Source organism: Pseudomonas sp. RtIB026, from assembly GCF_016861355.2.
GTDB lineage: Bacteria > Pseudomonadota > Gammaproteobacteria > Pseudomonadales > Pseudomonadaceae > Aquipseudomonas > Aquipseudomonas peradeniyensis.
In genome coordinates this window covers 4,416,065-4,440,116 of the sequence record NZ_AP023348.2, presented here as the reverse complement: position 1 = coordinate 4,440,116, position 24,052 = coordinate 4,416,065, and the positions used below count along the sequence as shown (strand labels likewise).

The following is a 24,052-nucleotide window of genomic DNA, read 5'->3' as shown; positions in this document are numbered from 1 at the left end:
TGGCCGGTCCTTAGTAGCTGATCACCACGCCGACACTCAGCTGGTAGTCGTCGCCGGTGTCCAGCGCGCTGCCTGCGTTGAGGTAGCTGGCGCTGACCAGGGTGTTGACGTCCAGGTGCTTGCCGTCGAGGGCTACCGGGAACATCTTCCAGTAGTAGTTGAGGTCGATCATCTGGCCGACGTTGTCGCCCTTGCCGTGCCGGCCGGCGTTCAGTTCGCTCTGGCGCCGGGCGCGGGCATCGGCGGCCATGCGGATCGGCAGGGCGCCGCCTTCGTCGCGCAGGTTGAGCTGGGTCACCCGCAGGTCCAGGGCGCTGCGCGCCGTGGGCCGGGTCTCCAGGGCGACGCCGTAGTAGCTCAGGTTGCGCAGGTCGAGGGCGACGAACGAGCTGGTCAGGCGCGTGCTGTACGAGCCCTGGCGGGTGATGCGGTCGGACTGGATCGGGTTGAGCCGGAAGCCGTCGTTGTCGTCGTCCGGCTTGTCGGTCAGGCCGCCGCGCAGGGCCAGGCGCGGGGTCCAGGGCAAGGTCTCGAAACGCTTGCCGACCTCGCCCAGCGCCGCCCAGCCGCGGCTGCCGTGGCCGGTGCTGGTGACACCGTTGCCGGCGGTGTTGTCCATCGTGCCGTCCAGCGCCGCCAGTTCCAGGTGGTAGTCGCTGGCCAGCGGCAGGTTGTCGCCCTTGAAGAACAGTCCGTAGCGCCAACCCTTGAAGTCGTAGCGGTCGTCGGCGTCGTGGCCACTGCGGTCGTTCTCCTGCATCAGGCGCACGCCGACCTGGTTGTTCGGGCTCCAGCGATAGGCGTACTGGCCCATCAGGTACAGCGTGCGCGCTTCGCTGGCGGCCAGCGAATTGACGTCGGTGTTGTAGTTGCGAAATTTCTGCCCGACCGCGACGAAGGCATCGCTGAAGGTATCCTGGTAGTTGAATCGCAGCGACTCCAGGCTGTCGTCCCACCAGATGCCGTAGTCGTCGTAGAAGCGCTGACGACCGAACGACAGCGAGAAGCGCGGGTCGTCGCCGATCAGGTTGCGCTTGACGTACAGCTCGCGCAGCTCGGCGTACCAGCCCTCGGGTTGCTCGCGCTCATTGTTGTTGGTCGACTCGTTGGCCAGGTTGCTCGACTGGCTGGAGTCGTAGTTCAGCCACAGGCGACCATAGACCATCCATTTGGCCCAGCGTTTTTCCGGCGAGTACCAGGCGAACGACGGCTCGTAGCGCAGGCTGTAGAAGCTTTCGCGGTCGCGGCCGACCTGGGAGTCCTGCGGCCCGTAGCCGGTCTGCACGGTGAGCTTGTTGAAGAACTCCGAGGTGATCAGCGGCTCGCTGCCGTCAACGGCCGCGACGCGCACAGGCGCGTTGCTGTCGGCCTCGGGGCCGGTGACTTCCTCGGCCGCCAGCACCGTCAGGGGCGCCAGGGCGAGCAGGGCGCCGAGCAGGGGTGGGTGGGCTTTCACAGGGTGGCCTCCTTCAACAGATCGTTGCGCGCGGCCAGGGCGCGCTCGATGTCATCCTTGGGCAAGGTCTTGTCCAGCCGTTTGATCAGGCCGCGGGCGCGGGTCTCGCCCAGGTCGAGGGCGATGCGCGCATAGGTGTAGGCCTTGACCGGGTCGTGGCAGATGGCCCGGCCGCGCAGGTGCACGGTGGCCATGCGGTACCAGGCCGCGGTCGAGCCCTGCTCGGCCTGCCGCTGCCAGATGGCCAGGGCACGCTCCTGGTCGGGCTGGTCGAGGCCGCCCTTGCTGTACAGGTCGCCCAGCAGCAGCTGCGCGTCGGGATAACGGGCGGTGATCAGCTCGTCGATCAGCGCCTGGGACTTTTGCGGATCCAGGGTCAGCCAGTTGTTGACCATGTAGAACGCCGCATCCAGCGCCTTTGCCCGGGTCGGGTCCTTGGCCCGCACCTGGGCGATCAGCGCCTGGGTCTGCTCGGCGTTGTGCTCGGTGGGGTTGGAAATCATGAAGTTTGCCTTGGACACCTGCGCCGGCAGGTAGCCACGGGCGACGGCGTTGTCCAGCCAGCGCTGGGCCTCGGCGATGCCGTCGGCGCGCAGTGTGTCGTTGGCCTTGTCTCGGGCCAGTTGTTCGGGCGTCGGCTCGACCTTGGGGCCCATGGCGCGGCTCTGGCGCTGCTCGCGCTCGGCATCCAGCTCGGCGCGGGTGGTGCCATGGATGCTGTCCAGCAGCGCGCCGATGCGTTGCACGACCTCCACCGGCAGGCTGGCCATCTCCGGCTCCAGGCTGCGGGCGAAGGCGAGGAAGGCCGGGTCCTGGCGCTCGCCGAGGAAGCGGTAGTAGCGCTCGATGCCGCGTGGGTCGATGCGCGCCGCCTGCTGGTACCAGCGCTCGGCTGCGGCGCTGTCGCCCTGGCGCTCGGCGACCACGGCGCGGTACAGCTCAGGGCGACAGTTGAGCAGGCAGCTCTGTTCGTACAGCGCCAGCAGTTCGGCGGCGCGCTCGCCGGGGAACAGCTGCGGATAGACCAGGAACACCTCCAGGCTGGTGCTGGTGCTGCGCGGATCACGGTCGTTGGGGTAGCGGGCCAGGGCCTGACGCACCCAGGCTTCGTGACTGCGCTGCAGGCGCGGGGTGCGGTCGAGCAGGCGCGCCAGCGAGGCCAGCGCCGGGATCTGGCCGTGGCCGTCGGCGAAGGCCTCCTGGTACAGGCTCACGATGTCCTGGCGGTTGGCACTGTCGCTGTTGGCCAGCACATCGCCGAGCAGCTGCTTGGAGGCCAGGTCGCCACGCTCGGCGAGGGCGCGCAGGTCGCTCGTGACATCGGCGCTCGGGTCCTTGTACAGCGCGTAGCGGATCTGCTCCAGGCTCTGCCCGGCCCAGCCGCTGCCGGCCCAGGCCAGGCCGAGGCCGGCCAGCAACAGGCGCGGGGCGTTCTTGGCGATCATGACCGGCCCTCAGTTGCCGCTGCCGAACGGCAGGCCCAGGTACAGGTCGACCGCCACGGCCTTCTGGTAGGCCGCTGCCGGCAGCGGGCTGTCCGGCTGGATGGTCAGGGCCAGGTTGTGGTTCAGCTCGTCGGAGCGGGCGTCGACCACCTTGCCGCTGAAGTGCTGGTCGAGGCCGAACACCTGCATGTCCACCGAGCGCACGCGGCCGACATCGGCGAGCTTGTCGAACGGCACGTTGGCGCGCACGAACAAGCCCTCGTGCTTCGGCAGCAGGTGCATCATCGGCGCCGCCTTGTAGCCATAGCCGTCCAGCGGCGGCGACGGGTACCAGACCTGGCAGTCGCACGGGCTGTTGATCACCGTCTCGACGCTGGCGCGCCCCAGCAGCGCCTGCAGGTCGCCCGGGGCGAGGTCGGCCAGGGCCTTCATGTCCGCCGGGCTGGTGAAGCTGGTGGCCAGCTGGGTGGAGATGTTCGCCAGCGGCTGGCCGGCCTGCACCTCGCTGGCGCCGGCCGGCAGCAGGTACTTCACGTAGCCGTTGTCCGGCATGCTGATGACCTGGGCATTGCCGGCCACCGTGGCCTGCAGCGCCGGGACGCGGAAGAACAGCAGGTAGCCCTTGTAGCCGACGAAGCCCAGCGCGGCCAGGCCGGCGGCGGCGTACAGCGCGGTGCCGGCCACGGCCTTGAGGCGCTCGGCCGGGGTGCGGGCGCTGGCCTGCTGGTGCTTGCGCGCCTTGATGTAGTTCTCGCGCTGCATCACGTTGAACAGGCCGTTTATGTCGGCGACTTCGCCCGACAGGTAGGCGCTGATCAGGTAGCGCAGGATGTCGCGCTTCTGCGCGTCGAGGTCGACGAACTGCGCGCCGACCTCCTTGCCGCGCTGGGAGACGATGCGCACCTTGCCGTCGATCGACAGGTCCACCTGGTTCAGGCGCAGCTGGATCGAGGCGTCGTACAGCGCGCCGACGGTCAGCGGCGCCTCGTGCAGCAGGCCGATGCCGCCCAGCGAGATGTCGGCCAGGTCGGCCTCGAACGGTTCGCGGCCGACACCGGACAGGCGCACCCGGGCGTGCATGCGGGTGCGCACGTACTGACGCTCGTCGATGGCTTCGTGGACGATGTTGGCCGTGGTCGTGCCCGGGGCCGCCGGGGTATTCGAAGTACTCATGTGCAGGCGCCTTTCCTTAACGTTGCGAGAGTTCCAGAAGAACGGTGATGACCCCGAAGAAGATGGCGATCGAGGAGCACAGCATCGCCTTCGAGGACCAGCGGTTGAGGCCGGCGTCGAAGTCGACGCTGCCGGTGGCCAGGGTGGTCTTCTGCCGCGTCCAGCGTTGCTGGTCCATGTGGAACATCGCGTAGACCTTCATCAGCGAACCGACGATCTGGTTGTAATAGAGAACGAACGGGTACATCGGGCTGACCGGGTGCCCGGCGAAGACGAACAGCACCGTCACCAGGCTGCGCGAGACCAGCACCCAGAACAGGTACACCAGCAGGTACTGGATGCCGAACACCAGGCCGGCGACCACCGAGCCGGTCAGGCCCATCAGGCAGGTCCACATCGACACCCGCTGGTCGAGCAGCACGTACAGGGTGAACAGCCCCAGGCGCGCGCGGCCGAGCAGGGCGGTGGCGCGGAAGTTCTGGCGCAGCGAGTTGCCGTACCAGCGGAACATCAGCTGGCGGGTGGCCACCCAGAAGCTGTCGCTGGGCGGGTGCTCGACGGTCAGGGTGTGGCTGTCGGGCACGTAGAAGGTGTCCCAGCCGGCGCGCATCAGGCTCAGCCAGCTCGACTTGTCGTCGCCGGTGAGGAACTGGAAGCGGCCCAGGCGCCAGTGTTCTAGAAAATCCGCCTCGACGTCGCGGATGAAATCCGGGTCGGTCATCACCTCGGCGCGGAAGAACGACAGCCGCCCGGTGAGGGTCAGCACCCGGTGCGACAGGGCCATCGAGCACATGTTGATATGCCGTTGGACGAAACGCATCGAGTGCCACTGGCGCATCCAGCGACTGCCCTCGACCTCGCAGAACTCGTTGGTGGTCAGGCCGCCGACGTCGGGCAGCACGGCGAACAGCTTGACCGCCCGCTCGACGCAGCCGGGCAGCATCATGGTATCGCCGTCGACCACGCCGACCACCGCGTCGTCCAGCGGCATCTGCCGCGACAGCGCGCGGAAGGCGTGGGCCAGGCCATCGCGCTTGCCGGTGCCGCGGGCGCGGACGATCACCAGGCCGATATCGTCGCGGCCCCGCACCTCGTCGCGCATGATGTCCTTGATGAACTGCTCGTCGCCTTTCTCGACGATCGAGGCGATCACCGTGCACGGCACCTTCAGCCGCTGCACCTCCTGGAACACCGACTGGTACACCTTGAAGGTGGTGTGGGTGGGGATACGAAAGCTGGTCACCACCATGAACATGTGCGATGGCAAGGCCGCGTCGCCCAGGCGCTCGACCCGGCGGCGCAGGCGCGGGAAGCGCCAGTGCAGGAAGTACATGCCGCGCAGGTAGTGGACGATGGCGTTGCCGTAGCGCCACATGCCCAGGGTGCCGATGATGAAGATGAACAGGTGGTGGTTCGGGTCCAGGTACTGTGGCGCAACCATCTGCGCGGCCAGGGCGATCAGCCCGGCGAGCAGCGCCCAGGCACAGAAGCTAGCCGCCGCGCGCATATACCCCGGGGCCGCGAAAGGCCGCTGTTGCTGTCGTTCCATGGCGTTGTAGCTCCTTGGGTCGGGGCCCGCCGTAACGGCGGGCGGCGGCGTGCCTTACCAGCAGATGCCGTGGCGTTGGGCGTCGCTGCTGCCGGCCATGAAGCCGACCAGGTCGATCACCTGCTTGCCGTTGCCGACGTCCAGGGCCTGGACGAAGCGCTCGTCGTTGTTGCCCAGCACGATCACCTCGGCCTCGTCGATCACCTGCTGCAGGTCGCTGCGCAGCAGGGCGCTGACGTGGGGGATCTGCTGCTCGATGTACTGGCGGTTGGCGCCGAACTGGCGGGCGTGGTCAACGTTGGCGTCGAAGATGCGCAGGTCGTAGCCCTTGCCGATCAGCTGCTCGGCAAGGGTCACTAGCGGGCTTTCGCGCAGGTCGTCGCTGTTGGCCTTGAAGGCCAGCCCGAGCAGGGCGATGCGACGCTTGCCGGCCCGGGTCACCAGGTCGAAGGCGTTCTGTACCTGGTTGCGGTTGCTGTCCATGATCGACGCCAGCAGCGGGTGCGCCACGTCCAGCTGGCTGGCGCGGTAGGTGAGGGCGCGCACGTCCTTGGGCAGGCACGAGCCGCCGAAGGCGAAGCCCGGGCGCAGGTAGTAGCGCGACAGGTTGAGCTTGTAGTCCTGGCAGACCACGTCCATCACTTCGCGGCCATCGACCCCCGACGCCTTGGCGATGTTGCCGATCTCGTTGGCGAAGCTGACCTTGGTGGCGTGCCAGACATTGCAGGTGTACTTGATCAGCTCGGCGACCTCGATCGATTTGCGGATCACCGGGGCGTCGAGGCCTGTATACAGCGTGGCGAGCAGATCGCCGGACTGGCTGTCGAGTTCGCCGATCACGGTCATGGCCGGGAAGTCGTAGTCCTGGATCGCCGTGCTTTCACGCAGGAATTCCGGGTTGACCGCCACGCCGAAATCGCGCCCGGCCTGCTTGCCCGAGGCCTGCTCGAGGAGCGGGATGACCACGTTCTTCACCGTGCCCGGCAGCACCGTGCTGCGCACCACCACGGTGTGGCGGCTGGCCTTGTCGCGCAGGGCCGCGCCGATCTCCCGGCACACCGCTTCCATGTACACCAGGTCGAGGTCGCCGTTGGCCTTGCTCGGCGTGCCGACGCACAGCAGCGACAGCTCGGTGGCCAGGATCGCCGCCTGGACATCGGTGGTGCCGCGCAGGCGGCCCTGGCGCACGCCGTCGAGCAGCAGCTGTTCCAGGCCCGGCTCGACGATGGGCGAGCGGCCCTGGTTGATCATGTCGATCTTCGCCTGGGCGACGTCCACCCCCAGTACCTGGTGTCCGCGTGCCGACAGGCAGCCGGCGCAGACCGCTCCCACATAGCCAAGTCCGAAGATACTGATGTTCATAGATCCCTCTCCCCAGGCGCGGCGCAAGGCCGGCCGAGATACTCAGTTCAGAAGTTTTGAAAATGCCAGACGCGCAGGATCAGGCCGCGCTAGATATATAGCGATGCAGGCTGTTTCTTGGTGGTCTTTTTACATCCTAAGGAGTTTTCTGATAGTTCGGCAAGCTTTGTTGTGTTGTTGTTTTGATAAATTCTAAATTTCCTGTGAGAAAGTTGAAAATTACTTATAAAACAATGACTTAAAGTTAGATAAAAGTTGGGCGTCAAAAAATAGATGCGCTTGTTTGTGCCGATAAAATGACGCCAAAATGGCGCTTTTCGCCACTTTCTCCACCGTTTCAGTCGCGCTTCGATGTGCGCTTTTTTACTGATTTGGGTGATTTTTCTTATTCTTGGAAGTGCTATTTTCGTCTGTCGTCGGGCGCGTCCATGTCCCCCAGACGTCCGACTGTGGCGCAATGATGGCTTGCAAGGATTGGATCCAATTGGCATAGTGCCGGACGACTGCGCAGGCATTCACTCGGGTGCGGGATGCACCCTTCTTCCATTCATGCAAAGGAGGCAAGCAGATGAACGGATTCGGTCCGCGACTCAGAGAAGAGCGCGAACGCCTGGGGCTGACCCAGCGTATCTTTGGCGACATCGGTGGCGTCGAGCCCAACGCCCAGGGCAAATACGAGAGCGGCGAACGCACGCCGCGCATGGACTACCTCGCGGCGGTCGCCAGCAAGGGCGTCGATGCGCTCTATGTGCTGAGCGGCGTGCACACCCCCGCGCCGCTGGACAGCCTCACGTCCGACGAAAACCGTCTGCTCGACGCGTTCCGCCGCCTGCCCTCGGCCGACCAGGCCGCGGTCTGGCACCTGCTCAACCGCCTGGCGGGCGAGGAGGGCGGGGCACAAGTGCTGCGTATTCGGCGGCCTGACCGGCAGGCATATTTCCATGACGCTTTGCGCTAGGTTCGTTGTGAAAAATTTTGTTAAGGTGGCGGGATCCAATCGCCCCACTGACGAGGTGTCTGCTTGATTAGGGTCCTGGTGGTCGACGATCACGATCTGGTGCGTACCGGCATCACACGCATGCTGGCCGACATCGACGGGCTGCAGGTGGTGGGGGAGGCGGACTCTGGCGAGTCCGCCCTCAAGCTGGCCCGCGAGCTCAAGCCGGACGTGGTCCTGATGGACGTGAAGATGCCAGGGATCGGTGGTCTGGAAGCCACGCGCAAGCTGTTGCGCAGCCATCCGGACATCAAGGTGGTCGCGGTGACCGTGTGCGAGGAAGACCCGTTCCCCACCCGCCTGTTGCAGGCGGGTGCCGCGGGCTACCTCACCAAGGGCGCCGGGCTCGACGAAATGGTCCAGGCAATCCGCCTGGCCTTCGCCGGCCAGCGCTACATCAGCCCGCAGATCGCCCAGCAGCTGGCGCTCAAGTCGTTCCAGCCGCAGGGCTCGCCGTTCGACGCGCTGTCCGAGCGGGAAATCCAGATTGCGCTGATGATTGTCGGCTGCCAGAAGGTGCAGATCATCTCTGACAAGTTGTGTCTGTCCCCCAAGACCGTCAATACTTACCGTTATCGAATCTTCGAAAAACTCTCGGTCACCAGCGACGTCGAACTGACCTTGCTGGCTGTCCGCCACGGTATGGTCGACGCAAGTCTGTAAGCACACACCTCATGTCACAACCTTTTGATGCAAGCGCGTTCCTGGCGACCTGCAGCGGTCGCCCGGGCGTGTACCGGATGTTCGACGCCGAGGCCCGGCTGCTGTACGTGGGCAAGGCCAAGAACCTCAAGAAGCGCCTGGCCAGCTATTTCCGCAAGACCGGGCTGGCGCCGAAGACGGCTGCCCTGGTGGGGCGCATCGCCCAGGTCGAAACCACCATCACCGCCAACGAGACCGAGGCGCTGCTGCTCGAGCAGACGCTGATCAAGGAATGGCGGCCGCCCTACAACATCCTGCTGCGCGACGATAAGTCCTACCCGTACGTATTCTTGTCTGACGGCGAATTCCCACGGCTGGGCATCCACCGCGGCGCGAAGAAGGCCAAGGGCCGCTATTTCGGCCCGTACCCCAGCGCCGGTGCCATCCGCGAGAGCCTGAGCCTGTTGCAGAAGGCGTTCTCGGTGCGCCAGTGCGAGGACAGCTACTACGCCAACCGCACCCGCCCGTGCCTGCAGTACCAGATCAAACGCTGCAAGGGGCCGTGCGTGGGGCTGGTCGCCGCCGAGGAGTACGCCGAGGACGTGCGCCACTCGGTGATGTTCCTTGAAGGCCGCAGCCAGCAGCTGGGCAACGAGCTCAGCGCCGAGATGGAAAAGGCCGCCATGGCCCTGAACTTCGAGAAGGCCGCCGAGCTGCGCGACCAGATCGCCCTGCTGCGCCGGGTCCAGGACCAGCAGTACATGGAGGGCGGCTCCGGCGACGTCGACGTGGTGGCGGCCTTCGTCAACCCGGGCGGCGCCTGCGTGCACCTGATCAGCGTGCGTGGCGGCCGGGTGCTGGGCAGCAAGAACTTCTTCCCCCAGGTGGGCATCGAGGAGGAGGTGGCCGAGGTCATGGCCGCGTTCCTGTCCCAGTACTACCTGGGCAACGCCGAGCGCGAGCTGCCGGGCGAGCTGATCGTCAACGTGGTGCACGACGACTTCGCCGCCATCAGCGAGGCGCTGCAGACCCTGCGCGGCCGCGAAATCAGCATCAGCCATCGGGTGCGCGGCACCCGCGCGCGCTGGCAGCAGCTGGCGGTGACCAACGCCGAGCAGGCCCTCAATGCCCGCCTGGCCAACCGCCAGCACATGGCCGCGCGCTTCGAGGCGCTGGCCCAGGTGCTCGACCTGGACGAGGTGCCGCAGCGCCTGGAGTGCTACGACATCAGCCACTCCAGTGGCGAGGCCACCGTGGCCAGCTGCGTGGTGTTCGGCCCCGAAGGCCCGCTCAAGTCCGACTACCGCCGCTTCAACATCGAAGGCGTTACCGCTGGCGACGACTACGCGGCCATGCACCAGGCCTTGCAGCGCCGCTATGGGCGGATCAAGGACGGCGAGGGCAAGCTACCTGACGTGCTGCTGGTGGACGGCGGCAAGGGCCAGCTGAACATGGCCCGCGACGTGATGCAGGAACTGGGCTTTGCTGACCTGACGCTGCTGGGGGTGGCCAAGGGCGTGACCCGCAAGGCCGGTTTCGAGACCCTGTACCTGAACGACGTGGCCCACGAGTTCACCCTCAAGGGCGACTCGCCGGCCCTGCACCTGATCCAGCAGATCCGCGACGAAGCCCACCGCTTCGCCATCACCGGCCACCGCGCCCGGCGCGGCAAGGCCCGGCGTACCTCGAGCCTGGAGGATGTCGCCGGGGTCGGACCCAAGCGCCGTCGCGACCTGCTGAAACATTTCGGCGGCCTGCAGGAGCTCAACCGCGCCAGTGTCGACGAGATCGCCAAAGCCCCCGGCATCAGTAAAAAGCTTGCCGAGTCGATTTATGCCAGCCTGCATAGCGAGTAGAATGCCGGGTTCAACTCGCAGCCAGTCGTACCGATGAATATTCCAAACCTGCTCACCGTTCTACGCGTCCTGCTCATCCCGATCTTCATCCTGCTGTTCTATGTGCCCTATCACTGGAGCTACATGGCCGCCAGCACGGTGTTCGCCATCGCCGCCGCCACCGACTGGCTCGACGGCTACCTGGCGCGTCGGTTGCAGCAGAGCACCCCGTTCGGCGCCTTCCTCGACCCGGTGGCCGACAAGCTGATGGTCGCCGTGGCCCTGGTCCTGCTGGTGCAGGTGCACGCCAACTTCTGGCTGACGCTGCCGGCGGCGGTGATCATCGGCCGCGAGATCGTCGTCTCGGCGCTGCGCGAGTGGATGGCCGAGCTCGGCGCCCGCGCCCACGTGGCGGTGTCGAACCTGGGCAAGTGGAAGACCGCCGCGCAGATGCTGGCGCTGGTGATCCTGCTGGCCAACCCGCCGCTGCTGACCTTCTGGGTGGTGCTGGGCTATGGGCTGCTGCTGGTGGCGGCGGGCCTGACCCTGATCTCGATGGTGCACTACCTGCTGGCCGCCTGGCCGCACCTGCGCGAAGGTTCGGAGCAGAAGTAAAAGTTTTTTTGAATCAAGGGGTTGACGCCGTTCTGGAAATCGCTAGAATGGCACCCATCACGACGCGGGAATAGCTCAGTTGGTAGAGCACGACCTTGCCAAGGTCGGGGTCGCGAGTTCGAGTCTCGTTTCCCGCTCCAGATTCGATCCACAGTGCGTCGCTGGGATCACAAAGAAGAGGCCGAAAGGCCTCTTTTTTTGTGCCTGGGATTTGGTGGTTGCAGGTTCATGGCGTCTCTTGCCCCAAGGCACAAGCACCTGTCAGTCGAGAAGCCACCCCGAGTCCCCCTCGACAAGCGTGCCACCATGACTGGTGCGATCGCCCTGGCGTGCAACGCACTTGCCATCGATGAGAAAGTGCGTGGCCCCCGTTTCGATCAGCGCCCCACAGCTGATACGGTCCCCGACCCGGGCAACGGGTTTGCCATTGAACTGATAGGTTTCACAGCCGGTTTCCACCACACCCGCGCCATGCAGCGGGCACTCGTGCAGGTGGCCTACAAGGACGACTGGTTTCATGTGGGTTCTCCTGCAGGGCCAGTACGGGATTCACGGTCTATCGCTTCCGGCCATTGCACCCTGGGGGCCAATCGGCGAATGGGGGTGAGTTCGAAGTCATTGTCCCAATCGCGAGGCGGGCGAACAAAGGTGGGAAGGGCTTCTGGGCCCTGTTGCATGAACAGTCTGATGATTTCCCAGTATCGCTTGCCGTCCTCGATGTTATGGGTGAAGAAAAGACGGTCGATGATTTCGTCGGTGCCTGGCTTGCGGACTGCAATAAGGACATTCTCTACGAGTCCGCCATTGCCCATGGGGGCGTAGACACTACAGGCTTCGGCGATAAGATCTTTCCAGTCGTAGACCACAGGGTGGATCCCCCATTTTTTTCGGCTGAACACGCTGATGCGGTCAAATCTGTATTGATAGAAGTAGACTTTCTGGCGTGAACGGTTGAAGCGTATTGGCTCGTCGCGCGGTAGTTCTAGGTCTATACGGATGTAAGGTATTATCGCCCAGCATGAAAGAATTATAAATAGGTATCCTAGAAGTATGAATCCTATGTTTATCTCGCTGCTATTTGTGATTGAGTCATAGATGAATGGTAAGTTTATTAGAAGGCTGAGTAGTAATGTTATGCTTCCGCCGATGCTGCCAAGGCCTCTGGTGCTCAAAGTTGCTCTGGATACTTCCATGTAAGTGTTGTTTATTTGATTTGGTGTAGGCGGTAGCAGAGCCGGGTTGAATGATTGGGGTGGTTCTTCGGTGGGAAGAAGTAGGTCGTACTTCCAGCCAATGGGGTGGCGAGGTAGATATTCATTGGTTTTGGTCATTCGTTGATCGCCTGGATTTCTAAGTGTGCATAGGCCTCAGGGGAGTTTCGGTCTGGCCAGTACGTGACGTTCAAAGTTGCAGCCATGATGCTGTGCTTACCAAGGCCTGGGGTGAGTGCCGGCGGACGCCACCACTGGGCGAGCAGCCGCGCCCCGGAGGACACGCCCTCCATACCGACCAACAACCCGGCTTTACGGCTAATCGATACTGTCGACCTCATGGGGCGCATCCTTCTCGATATCGGGAGTTTGACTTTGGCTCTTGGGTCGACGTTTAGAGACACGGGGTTTTCTCTCCGGTCGCTTGCCAGGGCGTATGGCCCAGAGGTAGGCGTTTTCCCGCAGCCTCTCCTGGATATGGGGTGGGTAATCGTCAACGGTGGTCACTGCCGGGACGGGTTTTCCCGGCAGGCCTGCTTCACGGATGATCTTGGGCCAGCGAGGTTTCCAGCACAGCAGGAGACTCACCCAGTGACCTGTTCCGATGATCAGGAAGGCAGGAGAGAGCAGCACCAGACCGCACTTGATGACGCGTGGGGAACTGCGGAAGTAGTGGGTCAGGCCTTCGAACTGAGGCGTGAAGGCTTGCCAGGGCCAGGGGAAATGCGAGGTGATGTGGGGGGGCGGTAGTCCCTCTGGGCCTTCATCCATGAAGCGACGGATGAACTCCCATTCGGCTTGAAGCTCCGCGAAATTATTGGCGGATCTGCCGACCCAGATCAGTTCAGGACGCAGTGTGCCAGTGAACACGGGCGACCATGTGAGTTCCAGAGGCATGCCCATGCCACCTGGTGGTGCATACTTTTTATCAGAGCCGCTAGACGATACGCCGTTCCACGGCAGCGTGACGATTCCACCGCAGTAGACAGGACGATGGAGGTAGACCTGTTGGGTGGTACGGTTGAAGCGTATCAACAAGTGGCGGGAGGTGAACATTTCCAAGCGAGTTAAACGCAGGCCATACATTAGATAAGGCACTGCGAGAATTAGAGATATGCCAAGAAAGAAAAGTGACATAAATAATTGCTCGCCATATGGCTTGTCATTAGATATTAAATTATTGAGCTTTTCTATGCCGCCAAGTGCTATCCATAAGTTAAATGCTGCTGAAAGTATAACGGTCAAAGAGAGTATCGATATCAGTCCGCGTTTATCCTCCCACATGCCGCTGCGCATTTCGAGCACATGCTCGTTGTATACATAGACTGGGCCACGGCTCTTTGGGGTTTCAGATACTGATTTTTTTGCGGCTGCAACGTATTCTTCGTCTTCGCTTTCATACACCCCTCTATTCTTGATTGTTTTGTTCTGCTTTTTAAAGGCTTCGCGTTTTTCTTTTGGGTCAATTGCGGCCAGCCATGCGAACCACTCAATAAAATACATTAAACTACCTCATTCATGGCATTGAATAACGCTTCGAGCTCATCGGTGCCCTTCATGTATCCTTTGGCGGAGGGTTTAAGGCGGAAGCAGCATTTTGTACACCACTTCTCCAATGCGTCGTCATCGATAATGAGTAAGGTTATAGTGGTGCCGAGTACAATAGCGCCGCCTATCCAACTCAAGCGGCTCAGAAACATCATGGCTGCACGGTTCGCGGCTAGTCGTGCGGAAAGAGTGGAAAGGGTAGCGTATAAGCTGCTTCTCCATGTTTGGTTGGCACTCATTGATAGCCATTGGAAAAACGCACTCGCTTGTGAAAACGCTATTCCTCCTTGTCCCAGAATTAGGGCAATGGTTGCGCTTCCTCTAAGTCCGTAGGCTGCTGCAAGCGTTGGTTTGGATCTAGCTTCTGCTTCCTTGGCGTCGGAGAAGTCCCAGGCAATGCTGACAAGCCCCCCCACCGTCGCCAATCCCGCCCCCCACAGCCGATAACGCCCCAGGCTGATGTCCGCTCCCCGCGCAATCGCGCTGTTCCGCCCGACGCCCAGCAGGGTCTGTTCCGTGCCCACCGCCAGTAGCTCGAACCCCGCCGCCGCACTGGCCAGTCCAGCGGCCACTACCTCGCTCCAGAAGCGCCGGTCCTTGTCATCCCGCTGCCCCTGCAACAGGAGCAGTCCCGCCTCCAGCAGGAGCAGGCCACTGGCCAGCCGAAGCCGATAGAATGAATGAGCGTGAGCGCCCTGCAATGTCTCCACGTAGGCGCGATCAAGGCGTCGGACCATGGGGGCCGCCACCCGTCCTCGCGAGGGGGTGTCACCCTCGAGTGCGTGTTCGCTCAGGCGCAGGTTGATGGCTTGCTCGCCCAGCGAGGCGATGAGGTAGGTGCCCAGGCGTCGGTACAGCAGGCGATCCATGTTGCCGGGGGCGCCGGCCTGCAGGCTCTGGCGCCCCAGTTGACCCAGCCAGGCCAAGGCCCCGGCGGTGTTGAGGGCGCTGTGCTGGGCCAGCTGGTCGAGGTGGCCGTCCACCCGGCTGAACTGCGAGGCGAGTTCCTTGGCGTACTTGAGTGAGGTGTCCACCTGCTGCCAGTGATCGTATTCCGGCGGCAGTGCTTGCAGTGCCTGGCGCGTCTGCTCCAGCACCTCGGCAATGGCGCGCTGGTTGAAGACGAAGGAACGCAGGGCCAGGTTGTCGGGCGTCAGCGTGTCGGCATGCCACCACTGGGCGAGCAGCCGTGCCCCGGCCGACACGCCCTCCATGCCGACCACGCTGAGCCCGGTCTGGTGAGCGAAGCACAGGCCGCTGCGCAGGTCGTTCTCGTCGTAGTAGGCCAGGGCCGCGAGCAGTTGCTCAGATTGCAGCCAGGCGAGATGGTCGTCGGCCCGCACGTCGGCCAGGCGCTGCGCCTCGAGGCCGTGGGATTCGAACCAGGCAAGCTGGTCGTGCATGGCCTTGAGGTCGACGTGTGGCAGGTAGCGCGTTTCGAACTGCCGGGCGAACTCGCCGTTGTTCGCACGGGCCTCAAGGTCCTGGCGCCTGAGTGCGCCTGCGGTATCGAGAATGCCCTCCTTGGCCTGCGCCCACCAGGCGGCCATCTGCGGGTTGGCGCCCTGATCGGCACCGGCGAGGTGGGCGCGCATGGCGTCTTTGTGACGGTCGACCAGCGCGGCGACCTTGCGCTCACTGAATTGCTGATGCAGTTCGGTGAAGGCCTGGGCGACCAGCACCTTGCGCTCGTTGCTGGGGCCGGGTTTTCCCGCGACCGACTCCGAGGCTTGCAGCCAATCCTTCAGGTACTCCATGCCCGCGTTGCGCCAGGCATTGAGTTGCTGGGTGATGCCGATGGCATCCTCCACCACCACCGCGATACCACGGGCCTCGGGTTTGCCGGCAACCGGGCCCAGCATGTACCGGGCCGCCGTTAGCGAGTGGACGCTGGTTTCACTGAACAGCTGGTTGTCCAGCAGCTTGCGCAATGAGCTGTCGGTTTCCGCAGCGAAATCGGCGACCAGGTCCAGTTGGTCATGGCGCAGCACATAAGGCCTGGGCGTCGGGCAGCCAAGGCCGGTGAAGGCGGCGACATCCACGGCCGGCAGCCTGTCGCGTCGACGCAGCAGTTGCTGCTGGGCCGCTTCGGTCAACGGGTCGGGGCTGTAGAACAGGCGCAGCTCAGCCAGGTCTTCGAGGTCATGGACATTGAACGCCAAGGCCGTGTTGCGAATCATGTCGCGCAGGGTGTGGGCGTCTGTGGCGTCCGGCTCGGACTGCCCGGGGTCAACCAGCGACAATGAACCGTTCGCCGCAATGCGATAGGGCGGGTGCAGGCTGTGCTGCCCGCTGCGCTTGCGTTTCTCCATGACGTACAGGAAGCCTTGGCGCAGTGGCCGAATGGCATAGTCGGCATGCTGGAGCGTGGCAACGCTGTAGGGATGGCGCAGGTGATCGGGCAGGGTGGGCAAGCGCAGGCGTTGGCCAGTAGTGCCGCCAACGGCCGCATAGCGCAGGGGCAGGATGGTGAAGGTGCGCGTGCAATGGACGGCGGGCCCGCTGGCGAAGGGGGCTTCCAGGGCCTCGCAGTTCTGCCGAGTGATTTCGAGCAATTTGTTGAAGTCGAACATCCGATGTCCTCAGCGAAGCTGTTCATGCAGGTGGGTTTTTACCGACTCGACAAGCGACGTTTGCTTGTCGAGGGCGTCATTGATGGCGGCTTGCCAGACGGGATCGCTCGTCAGGCCCTCACCCAGCAGCGCCATGAAGGTCACATAGGTGATCTGGTCTTCCTGCCGTATGAGGCCTGATTCACGTGCAAAGGCCAGGAGCTTCTGCGCGAGGCCGAGGTGTGTTTGCTTGTGGCCGGGTTATCAGTCCCTTCTTCACGCACAGGGGGAATAGCGTGGCGCCCGTCATGATGATCATGCTCGACGACGCTAGCCTGCCGCACAGCACTAGCCCTATTCGATCAGCCAGGTGGGGTCACCTTCTATCAGTGTGCCGCCATGGCTTGTCTTGTCTCCCTGGCGCGCCGCGGGGCTGCCCTCAATTAGCGTATGCGCGGCACCGGTCTCGATGACCGCACCGCAGCTGAGCTCATCCCCCATGCGTGCGATTGCACGACCATTCACTGTGGCATTGGCCGCGCCACTGATGACAGTGCCTTCCCCGTGGCGAGGGCAAAGGTGGCGATGGCCGACGAGGACGACAGGCTTCATGGCGACTCTACCTGTGGAAGTGGAGCGGTTTGTGGGGCCGTTCGTGATTCGTGGTCTATTGCTTCTGGCCACTTGACCTCTGGTGCCAGACGCATGGCGAATTGGCACCAGAGGAGATCGTTGTGATCTCTATTGAGAGGGACTGGTGGAACAGCGGAGAGGCCATGTTGCATGTAAGTACATATATAGGCCCAAACTGACTCTTCACCCACCAGGTTGGTCAAAGGGAATCGGTCGATGACTGTGTTTGTGCCCGGTTTCACGATTGACAGCATGATCCCGACTTTTACGACGTGCGAACCCTGATGCGTGACGCCCTGTTTTTTCCAGCGCTCAGCGCGTACATCTCTCCATTCGTAGCTGACTGTTTTTACTGGCCATGGAATGAAGGGGTTCCACCAACAGAACGTAAAGTTGTAAGCGTAGATTTTTTGTCGGGCACGGTTGAAACGTATAGGCTCATCTCTAGGTGTTAGAAAAACCAGGCGGAAAAACAACGTTGTCTGCCATATGGTTATAAAGAATACAACAAGCTCTGCCAGGAAGAAGCTGTATTCACTTTTTGTTATGCTTTCTATCGTCAAGATTATAATTATAGCAAGAGGAAAGGTGCTGCCTAGCAGGCATGGGAGTAACAGCCATCGTAGGTTGAGTGAACTCCTAAAGGTTTCTAGATATATCTCATCTTGATGGTTTGCATTAATTAATGCGTGTGATGGTTCGACATTGGGATGGTCATTTGGAAGGTTGAAATCCTCTTTCCAGCCTGGACATGGAGGAATCAGGGCAGGTCTTTTCATTCTTAGTTTCTCACGTCCAGTTTGTCTTGTTTTTTTACTAGTCTGGCGAGGTTTGTAGAGTCGTCCTTGTCGGGCCAATAACAGACTGTTAACTCAAAAGCGTCGATAGTTTTGAAGTCTGCAGTTGGTGTGCTTCCTTCTATTCTTAGGGGCTTTCCTCGGAGGGAACTATCCTCTGGAGTGCCGGTGCTCTCATGTAACTCGTTTTTTGCCTTGTCGCTGTCTCCTGAATAGACAGTCGGTACAGTGTTTCTACCCGGTGAATAAATCACCAGTGTCCATTCGTATCTTGCCTGTCCGTGAGTAAAATTAGGAATGGTGATTGTGTAGTTCAGGCGTGTTTCGAGTGGGACCGAGAAGCTGTCCCTCAGCGTGACGAACGGCTCTATCGTTTTCGGAGGGTGTGTTTCTTTGAATGTTATATCTATCGAGGCGTGAGCAGTGATGCCCAATAGGGCTGCATTGAGAGCACCTATAGCGTTGTCATTGTCTTCTGCGACCTGCCATTCACGATGTGACGCTGGTAGTCCCCATCTGGACTGGCGAGCCCAGATTTCCAGTGGAGACGATTCGCTTTTTTTTGCGATCGTAGCAAACGTGTAGGCCGAAAGTGCAAGTACTAGTGCTATCCCTACAGGTCCTAAGAAAGCAGTTCCCAATACTAGTGTGCTCATCCCTACGAAAGCAGAAGAGAGTGAGAGTGCTCCAGCTATATAGTAGGAGGTTCTAGATGATGAGTCTCCTTGGGACGCTGTCCGTTGAGCCGCTAGTAAATAATTAGTTCCATCTGCAATACCAGCGACAGCAGCAATGGCACCACCGTACCTGACAAGTTGCGTCCCCTGCATCAATGTCGAGCCCGCTGTCACGCCGACCCGGGCAGGCCGCAATATCTCGATCGCTTTCCCTGTCGCCTCAATACTCAACCCCAAAACCCCGATGGACGACGACCACACCGCTGCCAGCGCTTCGGCCTCCGCATTGCCTGGGGTCGCGTTCAGCGCGTCATGATTCCTGCGCAGGCTGTCCTGCTGGAACCACAACCCACCCAGGCTCAACATCAAGTCCGCCCGGCCCGGCCCCAGGCCAGACAAGCCACTGCGCAGGTTGCCCATGGCCTCACGGGCCAGGGCGCGGGTCTGCTCCGCGCTCAGGCTGAGCAGGCGCAGGCTGTGGGCGGCCTGGTATTGCAGGCTGTCTGCCCCTATGCGCACGCTGCGCAAGGCCTCGCCGGCGCCGGTACCCGCGCTGGCCTGCAGGTGCTGCAACCGGGCCTGCAGGTCCTCGGCGCTCTCCATGGTCCAGAGCACCAGCTCCACGACCTTGCCGTGCTTGCCGGACACTGCCGCGGTGATGGCGCCGCTGAGCAGCATGGCGTTGACCTTGTGCGCGGCGGGTTTGCGAAAGGCCTGGTCCAGCTGGCCGAGCAGCGCATCGGTGCGCGCCTGCAGGCCTTCGTTGAGCAGCTTCAGGTATTCGCCTGCCCTGAGCGGCACGACGAGCTGCGTCATGTGCTGCCCGGCAAAACGCAGCAGCGCCGCGCTGTGCACGTAGCCGATCATCTGCCGGGCGCCGGCGGACAGGTGTTGGTGGAGGGTGTTGCCGGCATTGGCGGTGGCGGCGAGCAGTTGGCCGATGGCGTCGCGCACCGGCTTGACCATCAACTGCTGGCCCTCGTAGCTGGTGGTGAGGCCCTTGATCGTGTCGTAGACCTTGCTCAGGTCCTGGCTGGTCAAGGCCTCCAGCAGTTGCCGGAGCAGCCCTTGGTGCTTGGCGACCAGGGCCTGGTAAAGCAGGCTGTCGGGGTTTTCCAGTTCCTGTTGCCACAGCCGTTGGCTTGCGCCGAGCGCGGCGCCGTCCTGCGGCTGGGTTTCGCTGGGGCCGCCGTACAGGCAGGAACTCATCATGCCTACGAAGTACTCCGCCGAGCGCCAGTCGATGGCGCTGTAGTCGTTGTAGGCGATGCGTTGAAACGCCGGGGCGGCGTAGAGCTCGGCGTACAAGGTGGCGAGCTGGTCGATCAGCTGTTGGCGGTTGTGCAGTTCGGTCTCGTAGGCGCGGGCGAAGGCGCTGCGTGCGCCCTCGTCGTAGCGTTCCTCGAAGCGCTCCCGTGCCTCCTGCTGCTTGCGTTCGATCCGGCGCGGCAACTGGGCCTCGACATCCACGGCGGGGAGGGGAGCCTTGGCGGCGAGCAGGGGGCTGCTGTTCCAGCGCTCCACCTCCCGTGCTTCTCGCTCGACTTCGGTGGCGGCCTCGCCGGCGGCCAGCGTGGCGTTCAGCTCGCGAATGCCGAGCAGGGCCAGGGAGGTGAAATGCTCGAAGTGCCGTTGCGGCTCGGCGCGCCAGGCCTGCAGGGCCTGGGCCCAGGCGAGGCGTTGCGCGTTGCACTCCTGGACCATGCCGACGGGGTCTGGCACCGTCAGCGCGAGCACGCCGTCGGCGAGCTCTTCGCGTTGTATCAGGGCAGCGATGTACGTGCGCGTGGCCGCCAGGCGCTCGAGGCGAGGGTAGAAGCCATGGACGCTGGTGAAGGGGCCGGTGCTGGGCACGGCGTATTCCAGGACCTCGTCGAGTTGCAGGCGGTCTGCGTGCATGGCCCGGCCCACACTGCCGGGCGCTTCGCGGGCCGCTTTCAGGTCGAGTGCGAGGAAGCGGCTGGTGAGCTCGGGGTCGTTGTTCGCGATGGCGTGCTTGTACTGGTCCAGCACGGGTTTGGGCCAGGGGTCGTTGGCGAAGGCGATCCAGGCGGTCGAGTACAGCAGGGTGTTGATGTTGATGAACGACGCAATCACATCGTGATGTTCTTGCCGGCAGGCCGTGGACAAGGGTTTGCCGGCTTGCGGGGGTGGCTGGAAGGCCGGGAACTGGCGCAGTGCCCCTTCGGGGGTGACCTGGTAGGCGTGCCAGACCCGTTGGTCGAGCAGCACGTAGACATAGCCCTGGCGCAGGATGCGCAGCTGCTCGCTGTGCATGGGGATGCCGGCGACCCCATTGTAGTTGGGCAGGTTGCGCGTGCTCAGAGTCTTGGGGCTGGGGGCGTAGGCGGTACGCAGCAGGAGGATGGGCAGGCCGATACGCTGGCAGGCGGAGCAGCGGGGCTTGGGGACGGGGATGGCTTGGCGTTGTGCGTCCAGGATGGATTGACTGAGGCTGAGGGTCATGGATAGCTCCGAGACTGGGGCAGCGCGGCGACGACTTTGGACCAGTCGTAGTCGCTGTAGGTGGCGAAGCGCGAGACCAGGCGGCACTCGCCCGCTACGGCTTGGTTGAAGTCGTGCTGGATGGTGGGGTGTTCGAGCAGGCGTGGATGGATCATGATCTGGTGCAGGACCAGGCATGAAGCGTCATCGAGGTCCACAAGCCCACGCGCCCAGGCCGTGACGATCAGTTGGTACACATGGAAGGGCGCCTTCGGCGGAAGGCTCGAGGGGCCCTTCCACGCCAAGGGCGAGTAGCTCGGGGGCGATTGGTTCAGCAAACGCCAGGCACCCAGCAGACACCTGACTTGAGGGGCCATGTACTGCAGTTCGCGGACGGCGTGCGGTATGACCAGGTCCCTGGCGAACGCACGGCCTTGCACGCAGGCGAAGGTGCCACAGGCGGTTGGGTACAACCATGCGCTCAAGGGCCATAGCACATCGCTGATATCGAGCATCGTGGCGTGCAGCAACTCCAGGCGCAAAGGCTCGAACCAGGGAGCCGTTGCTGGACCGGCCACCGGGGGCATGGTCAAGCAACGGGCCGCGAGGTGCCGGGCGATGACCGGCAATGGCTGTTCGCTCAATAGCCAACCGCAGACATGGCGTTTGTCGAAGTCCACTTCTGACAGGGCATGGACGGCAGTGAGCTGAAGCAGTGTGTCAGCGGGCTGGCCGGGCGCCGCCAGCTCGACCAGGGTCGGACACTCCGCTGTCAGGTGCGCCAGGTCGTCGCGCATCACACATTCGACTGCCTCTACGCCCAGTTGCCGGGTCAGCGCTGCAATGCTCAAGGGATGTTCGGGACCGCAGTTGGCAAGCGGGTCGAGCAGCAGGTAGAGAAAATCGTCGGGTTTACGCGCCTGTGCCACCAGATCGAGCAGATATTCAGGTTTCATCGCTGGTGCTCCACGCATTCTTCAAGCCCCTGCAACACCTGGCTGGTGATCGACAGTTCGTTGCCGCTACCGTTGGCGTTCTGGCTCAGCGGCGCTTTCAGGATCAGCGCCACGCCATCGAGCGTGATCCCGTCGCCGTCGATGCGCAGCGTGCCGCCTGGTGCTTTGAGGGTGATGCTCTGCGAGGCATGGATTTCGTAGCACCGGGTGTGCTGCCGAATGGCCTGGCCGGCCTTCAGTTCAAGGTGGCCCTCGATGGTCTGCTGCATATGGCCACCCACGCTGACGCTGTGGTTGGCCGCCGTGCTGTCAACGCGATGATTGCCCACCCGCACCGTGCGGTCCTGGGCAATCGTGATGATCTGGCTATGGCCGATGTCCAGCAGCGCGTCATGGCCAATCGTCACCTGGTCGTCGTTGCCGATGGTTTCGCGACGGTTGTTGGCGACGTCGAGCACTTCGTCATGGCCAACCTCCTCACGTCGATCATTGCCAACCTGCGTGGTTTCATCATGCTTGACCACATTGTTCTGATCCCGCTGCGCATGGATGAACACCTCTTCCTGCCCCAGCTCATCCTCGAAGCGCAGCTCGTTGAAACCTTGCCCCTTGTGGGTCTTGCTCTTGATGGTCATGCGCGTGCGGTGCTTGGGCAGTTCGTAGGGCGGCCGTTGATTGCCGCAGTAGGTGCGGCCGGTGATCATCGGCTGGTCGGGATCGGCGTTGACGTACTGGATGACCACGTCCTGGCCGATCCGCGGGATGGCCATGGCGCCCCAGCCGCCGCCGGCCCAGCCTTGGGATACCCGCACCCAGCAGGAGCTGTACTCGTTGTCGCGGCTCTCGCGGTCCCAGGGGAAGCTGACCTTGACCCGCCCCCACTCGTCGCAAAAGATCTCCTCGCCCTCGGGGCCGACCACCGTGGCCATGTGCGGGCCGTCGATGCGCGGCTTGGGCGGCGCCTCTGGGCGCCACTCGATGCGTCCGGGCACTAGCAGGGCCTTTTGCGTGTAGCGCGTGCCTTGCTCGGCGCCGGCGGCTTCCTCCTGCAGGCTGGTGAACTGCGCGCCCTCGTGGCGCACGCTGGCCACCCGCCAATGCATGTTGAGGTCTGCGCGGGGGTGTTCGACCAGGTCGAAGCTCAGGCCCGGCTGCAGGCGCACGTCGTCGCCCTCGACCTCGGCGATGCGCGCGTCGTGCCGCAGGGCGGTGAGACGGGTGCGGGTGAAGGGGATGCCGACTTCGTCACGCTTGTAGCGGCCGGGGTAGTCGAAGCGCTCGTAGTCGTCGGCCTGGTGCTGCAGGTCGCTGGCGTTGAATTCCTGCTGCAGGTGGTAGGCCGGGTGGGTGAAGGAGTAGTCGCGCTGCACCTGGCGGGCCGTGCGTACCTGCTCGCGGTAGTGCAGGCGGCGCAGGCAGGGGCGGGCCTGGTCGCCGCCGCTGTTGGCGTGGTAGAGCACGGCCAGCGGGTCGGGATAGTCGTCGTCGACGTAGCCTTCGTCGTCATCGTCTTCGGGCTTGACCAGGCTGGAGCTGATCATGCCCAGGGTCAGCACGCGGTCGCTGACGAGCAGGCGGTGGCCCTTGGCGCTGTGGACGAAGCGGTAGATGAAACCTTCCTCGGCGGCCAGGCGGGTGATGAAGGCGAGGTCGGTTTCGCCGGCCTGGACGCAGAACTCGCGGGGCGCGTGGGGAAAGCTGTGGCCCAGTTCGAAGTCGGTGATGCGCTGGGCCTTGAACAGGGTTTCGAGGATCTGCGGCACGCTTTGTTGCTGGAAGATGCGCCAGTTCGAACGCAGCCCGGCGCGGGCCAGCTTGGGCTCGATCACGGCCTGGTAGCGGGTGCGGCAGTTGCCGGTGTCGCCCTGGCTGAAGGCGCTGATCAGGCCGTGTACGTAGCGCATCGGGCGCTGGCCGCGCAGGATGGTGAACAGCGCGGGCTTGTCGAGCAGGTGGCCGAAGTCGACGTTGTCTTCGTAGCTGACCAGTTCGAGCACCAGCTTGAACGGGGTGCTGAGGGCTTCGTCGAGGGTGAAGGAGACCACCTCGAACGGGTCCTGGCTGGCCAGGGGCTCGAAGCGGTAGCTCAGGTCGGATTGATTAGGCATGGAAAGTCCCTGTCCGCCTTTTGACGGTGGCTGAAGCCCGGGCAGGCGCGC

The 24,052-nt window shown here is 63.2% G+C and carries 19 protein-coding genes and 1 tRNA gene; 6 read left to right on the top strand and 14 right to left on the bottom strand.

Annotated features, from left to right (window positions below; translation table 11 throughout):
* Positions 1-10: 10 nt before the first annotated feature.
* Genes PRtIB026_RS19820 through PRtIB026_RS19800 form a run of 5 tightly spaced genes read right to left on the bottom strand, consistent with a single transcriptional unit; the run spans position 11 to position 6,985 of the window.
* On the bottom strand, positions 11-1,456 hold the full coding sequence (locus PRtIB026_RS19820) for an alginate export family protein (RefSeq protein WP_203652068.1): 1,446 nt from the start codon (positions 1,454-1,456) through the stop codon (positions 11-13).
* Positions 1,453-2,901, bottom strand: a complete 1,449-nt coding sequence (locus PRtIB026_RS19815) for a sel1 repeat family protein (RefSeq protein WP_203652070.1) — start codon at positions 2,899-2,901, stop codon at positions 1,453-1,455. The genes PRtIB026_RS19820 and PRtIB026_RS19815 overlap by 4 nt, the downstream gene beginning before the upstream one ends.
* 9 nt (positions 2,902-2,910) lie before the next feature.
* Complete coding sequence (locus PRtIB026_RS19810) at positions 2,911-4,074, bottom strand: PilZ domain-containing protein (protein ID WP_203652072.1); 1,164 nt, start codon at positions 4,072-4,074, stop codon at positions 2,911-2,913.
* 16 nt (positions 4,075-4,090) lie between these two features.
* Entirely contained in the window at positions 4,091-5,623 is a 1,533-nt protein-coding gene (locus PRtIB026_RS19805) for a glycosyltransferase (RefSeq protein WP_203652075.1), read from the bottom strand.
* 54 nt (positions 5,624-5,677) lie between these two features.
* A complete protein-coding gene (locus PRtIB026_RS19800; RefSeq protein ID WP_203652077.1) occupies positions 5,678-6,985 on the bottom strand; it encodes a nucleotide sugar dehydrogenase in 1,308 nt (435 codons plus the stop codon).
* Between the two features lie 568 nt (positions 6,986-7,553).
* On the opposite strand from PRtIB026_RS19800, the gene PRtIB026_RS19795 reads away from it, so the two are divergent.
* The 5 genes from PRtIB026_RS19795 (at position 7,554) to PRtIB026_RS19775 (ending at position 11,214) form a co-directional block, all read left to right on the top strand.
* A complete protein-coding gene (locus PRtIB026_RS19795; protein WP_028692527.1) occupies positions 7,554-7,943 on the top strand; it encodes a helix-turn-helix domain-containing protein in 390 nt (129 codons plus the stop codon).
* Positions 7,944-8,006: 63 nt separating this feature from the next.
* On the top strand, positions 8,007-8,645 hold the full coding sequence (gene uvrY, locus PRtIB026_RS19790) for a UvrY/SirA/GacA family response regulator transcription factor (protein WP_028692526.1): 639 nt from the start codon (positions 8,007-8,009) through the stop codon (positions 8,643-8,645).
* Positions 8,646-8,656: 11 nt separating this feature from the next.
* Positions 8,657-10,480, top strand: a complete 1,824-nt coding sequence (gene uvrC, locus PRtIB026_RS19785; RefSeq protein WP_050704747.1) for an excinuclease ABC subunit UvrC — start codon at positions 8,657-8,659, stop codon at positions 10,478-10,480.
* A 33-nt stretch (positions 10,481-10,513) separates the two neighbouring features.
* Positions 10,514-11,074 carry a CDP-diacylglycerol--glycerol-3-phosphate 3-phosphatidyltransferase gene (gene pgsA / locus PRtIB026_RS19780; protein WP_028692524.1) on the top strand — a complete coding sequence of 187 codons (561 nt, stop codon included), beginning with the start codon at positions 10,514-10,516 and terminating at the stop codon, positions 11,072-11,074.
* A 64-nt stretch (positions 11,075-11,138) separates the two neighbouring features.
* Positions 11,139-11,214 (top strand) — tRNA-Gly (locus PRtIB026_RS19775).
* 121 nt (positions 11,215-11,335) lie between these two features.
* On the opposite strand, the gene PRtIB026_RS19770 is transcribed toward PRtIB026_RS19775, so the two are convergent.
* The 4 genes from PRtIB026_RS19770 to PRtIB026_RS19755 form a co-directional block, all read right to left on the bottom strand.
* Positions 11,336-11,593: a PAAR domain-containing protein gene (locus PRtIB026_RS19770; protein ID WP_186734712.1), complete on the bottom strand. Its 258-nt coding sequence runs from the start codon at positions 11,591-11,593 to the stop codon at positions 11,336-11,338.
* Positions 11,590-12,405, bottom strand: coding sequence for a DUF6708 domain-containing protein (locus PRtIB026_RS19765; RefSeq protein WP_244670979.1), 816 nt, complete (start codon positions 12,403-12,405; stop codon positions 11,590-11,592). Before PRtIB026_RS19765 ends, PRtIB026_RS19770 begins: the two co-directional genes overlap by 4 nt.
* 198 nt (positions 12,406-12,603) lie before the next feature.
* The gene (locus tag PRtIB026_RS19760; protein WP_267812763.1) at positions 12,604-13,788 is read right to left on the bottom strand and encodes a DUF6708 domain-containing protein; all 1,185 of its coding nucleotides are present in this window, start codon (positions 13,786-13,788) and stop codon (positions 12,604-12,606) included.
* The gene (locus PRtIB026_RS19755; RefSeq protein ID WP_324256568.1) at positions 13,788-16,292 is read right to left on the bottom strand and encodes a T6SS effector BTH_I2691 family protein; all 2,505 of its coding nucleotides are present in this window, start codon (positions 16,290-16,292) and stop codon (positions 13,788-13,790) included. The genes PRtIB026_RS19760 and PRtIB026_RS19755 overlap by 1 nt, the downstream gene beginning before the upstream one ends.
* On the opposite strand from PRtIB026_RS19755, the gene PRtIB026_RS19750 reads away from it, so the two are divergent.
* Complete coding sequence (locus tag PRtIB026_RS19750) at positions 16,191-16,586, top strand: hypothetical protein (protein WP_267812761.1); 396 nt, start codon at positions 16,191-16,193, stop codon at positions 16,584-16,586. The two genes, PRtIB026_RS19755 and PRtIB026_RS19750, sit on opposite strands and share 102 nt — an antisense overlap.
* 153 nt (positions 16,587-16,739) lie before the next feature.
* Here the strand turns inward: PRtIB026_RS19750 and PRtIB026_RS19745 are convergent, their stop codons facing one another.
* From PRtIB026_RS19745 to PRtIB026_RS19725, 5 genes are read right to left on the bottom strand one after another with little or no spacing between them, the layout of a single operon-like run.
* Positions 16,740-16,997, bottom strand: a complete 258-nt coding sequence (locus PRtIB026_RS19745) for a PAAR domain-containing protein (protein ID WP_062574485.1) — start codon at positions 16,995-16,997, stop codon at positions 16,740-16,742.
* Positions 16,994-17,797, bottom strand: a complete 804-nt coding sequence (locus tag PRtIB026_RS19740) for a DUF6708 domain-containing protein (RefSeq protein ID WP_238341046.1) — start codon at positions 17,795-17,797, stop codon at positions 16,994-16,996. Before PRtIB026_RS19740 ends, PRtIB026_RS19745 begins: the two co-directional genes overlap by 4 nt.
* Before the next feature lie 2 nt (positions 17,798-17,799).
* The gene (locus tag PRtIB026_RS19735; protein ID WP_203652080.1) at positions 17,800-20,958 is read right to left on the bottom strand and encodes a T6SS effector BTH_I2691 family protein; all 3,159 of its coding nucleotides are present in this window, start codon (positions 20,956-20,958) and stop codon (positions 17,800-17,802) included.
* Positions 20,955-21,893, bottom strand: coding sequence for a DUF4123 domain-containing protein (locus PRtIB026_RS19730; protein WP_203652081.1), 939 nt, complete (start codon positions 21,891-21,893; stop codon positions 20,955-20,957). Before PRtIB026_RS19730 ends, PRtIB026_RS19735 begins: the two co-directional genes overlap by 4 nt.
* Complete coding sequence (locus PRtIB026_RS19725) at positions 21,890-24,001, bottom strand: type VI secretion system Vgr family protein (protein ID WP_203652085.1); 2,112 nt, start codon at positions 23,999-24,001, stop codon at positions 21,890-21,892. The genes PRtIB026_RS19730 and PRtIB026_RS19725 overlap by 4 nt, the downstream gene beginning before the upstream one ends.
* Positions 24,002-24,052: the final 51 nt, after the last annotated feature.

Bases quoted from the DNA above. Each gene is read 5' to 3' on its own strand.
- PRtIB026_RS19815 (WP_203652070.1), bottom strand. From the start codon at position 2,901: ATGATCGCCAAGAACGCCCCGCGCCTGTTGCTGGCCGGCCTCGGCCTG.
- PRtIB026_RS19810 (WP_203652072.1), bottom strand. From the start codon at position 4,074: ATGAGTACTTCGAATACCCCGGCGGCCCCGGGCACGACCACGGCCAAC.
- PRtIB026_RS19805 (WP_203652075.1), bottom strand. From the start codon at position 5,623: ATGGAACGACAGCAACAGCGGCCTTTCGCGGCCCCGGGGTATATGCGC.
- PRtIB026_RS19800 (WP_203652077.1), bottom strand. From the start codon at position 6,985: ATGAACATCAGTATCTTCGGACTTGGCTATGTGGGAGCGGTCTGCGCC.
- PRtIB026_RS19795 (WP_028692527.1), top strand. From the start codon at position 7,554: ATGAACGGATTCGGTCCGCGACTCAGAGAAGAGCGCGAACGCCTGGGG.
- uvrC (WP_050704747.1), top strand. From the start codon at position 8,657: ATGTCACAACCTTTTGATGCAAGCGCGTTCCTGGCGACCTGCAGCGGT.
- pgsA (WP_028692524.1), top strand. From the start codon at position 10,514: ATGAATATTCCAAACCTGCTCACCGTTCTACGCGTCCTGCTCATCCCG.
- PRtIB026_RS19770 (WP_186734712.1), bottom strand. From the start codon at position 11,593: ATGAAACCAGTCGTCCTTGTAGGCCACCTGCACGAGTGCCCGCTGCAT.
- PRtIB026_RS19765 (WP_244670979.1), bottom strand. From the start codon at position 12,405: ATGACCAAAACCAATGAATATCTACCTCGCCACCCCATTGGCTGGAAG.
- PRtIB026_RS19760 (WP_267812763.1), bottom strand. From the start codon at position 13,788: ATGTATTTTATTGAGTGGTTCGCATGGCTGGCCGCAATTGACCCAAAA.
- PRtIB026_RS19750 (WP_267812761.1), top strand. From the start codon at position 16,191: ATGCTGGAGCGTGGCAACGCTGTAGGGATGGCGCAGGTGATCGGGCAG.
- PRtIB026_RS19745 (WP_062574485.1), bottom strand. From the start codon at position 16,997: ATGAAGCCTGTCGTCCTCGTCGGCCATCGCCACCTTTGCCCTCGCCAC.
- PRtIB026_RS19740 (WP_238341046.1), bottom strand. From the start codon at position 17,797: ATGAAAAGACCTGCCCTGATTCCTCCATGTCCAGGCTGGAAAGAGGAT.
- PRtIB026_RS19735 (WP_203652080.1), bottom strand. From the start codon at position 20,958: ATGACCCTCAGCCTCAGTCAATCCATCCTGGACGCACAACGCCAAGCC.
- PRtIB026_RS19730 (WP_203652081.1), bottom strand. From the start codon at position 21,893: ATGAAACCTGAATATCTGCTCGATCTGGTGGCACAGGCGCGTAAACCC.
- PRtIB026_RS19725 (WP_203652085.1), bottom strand. From the start codon at position 24,001: ATGCCTAATCAATCCGACCTGAGCTACCGCTTCGAGCCCCTGGCCAGC.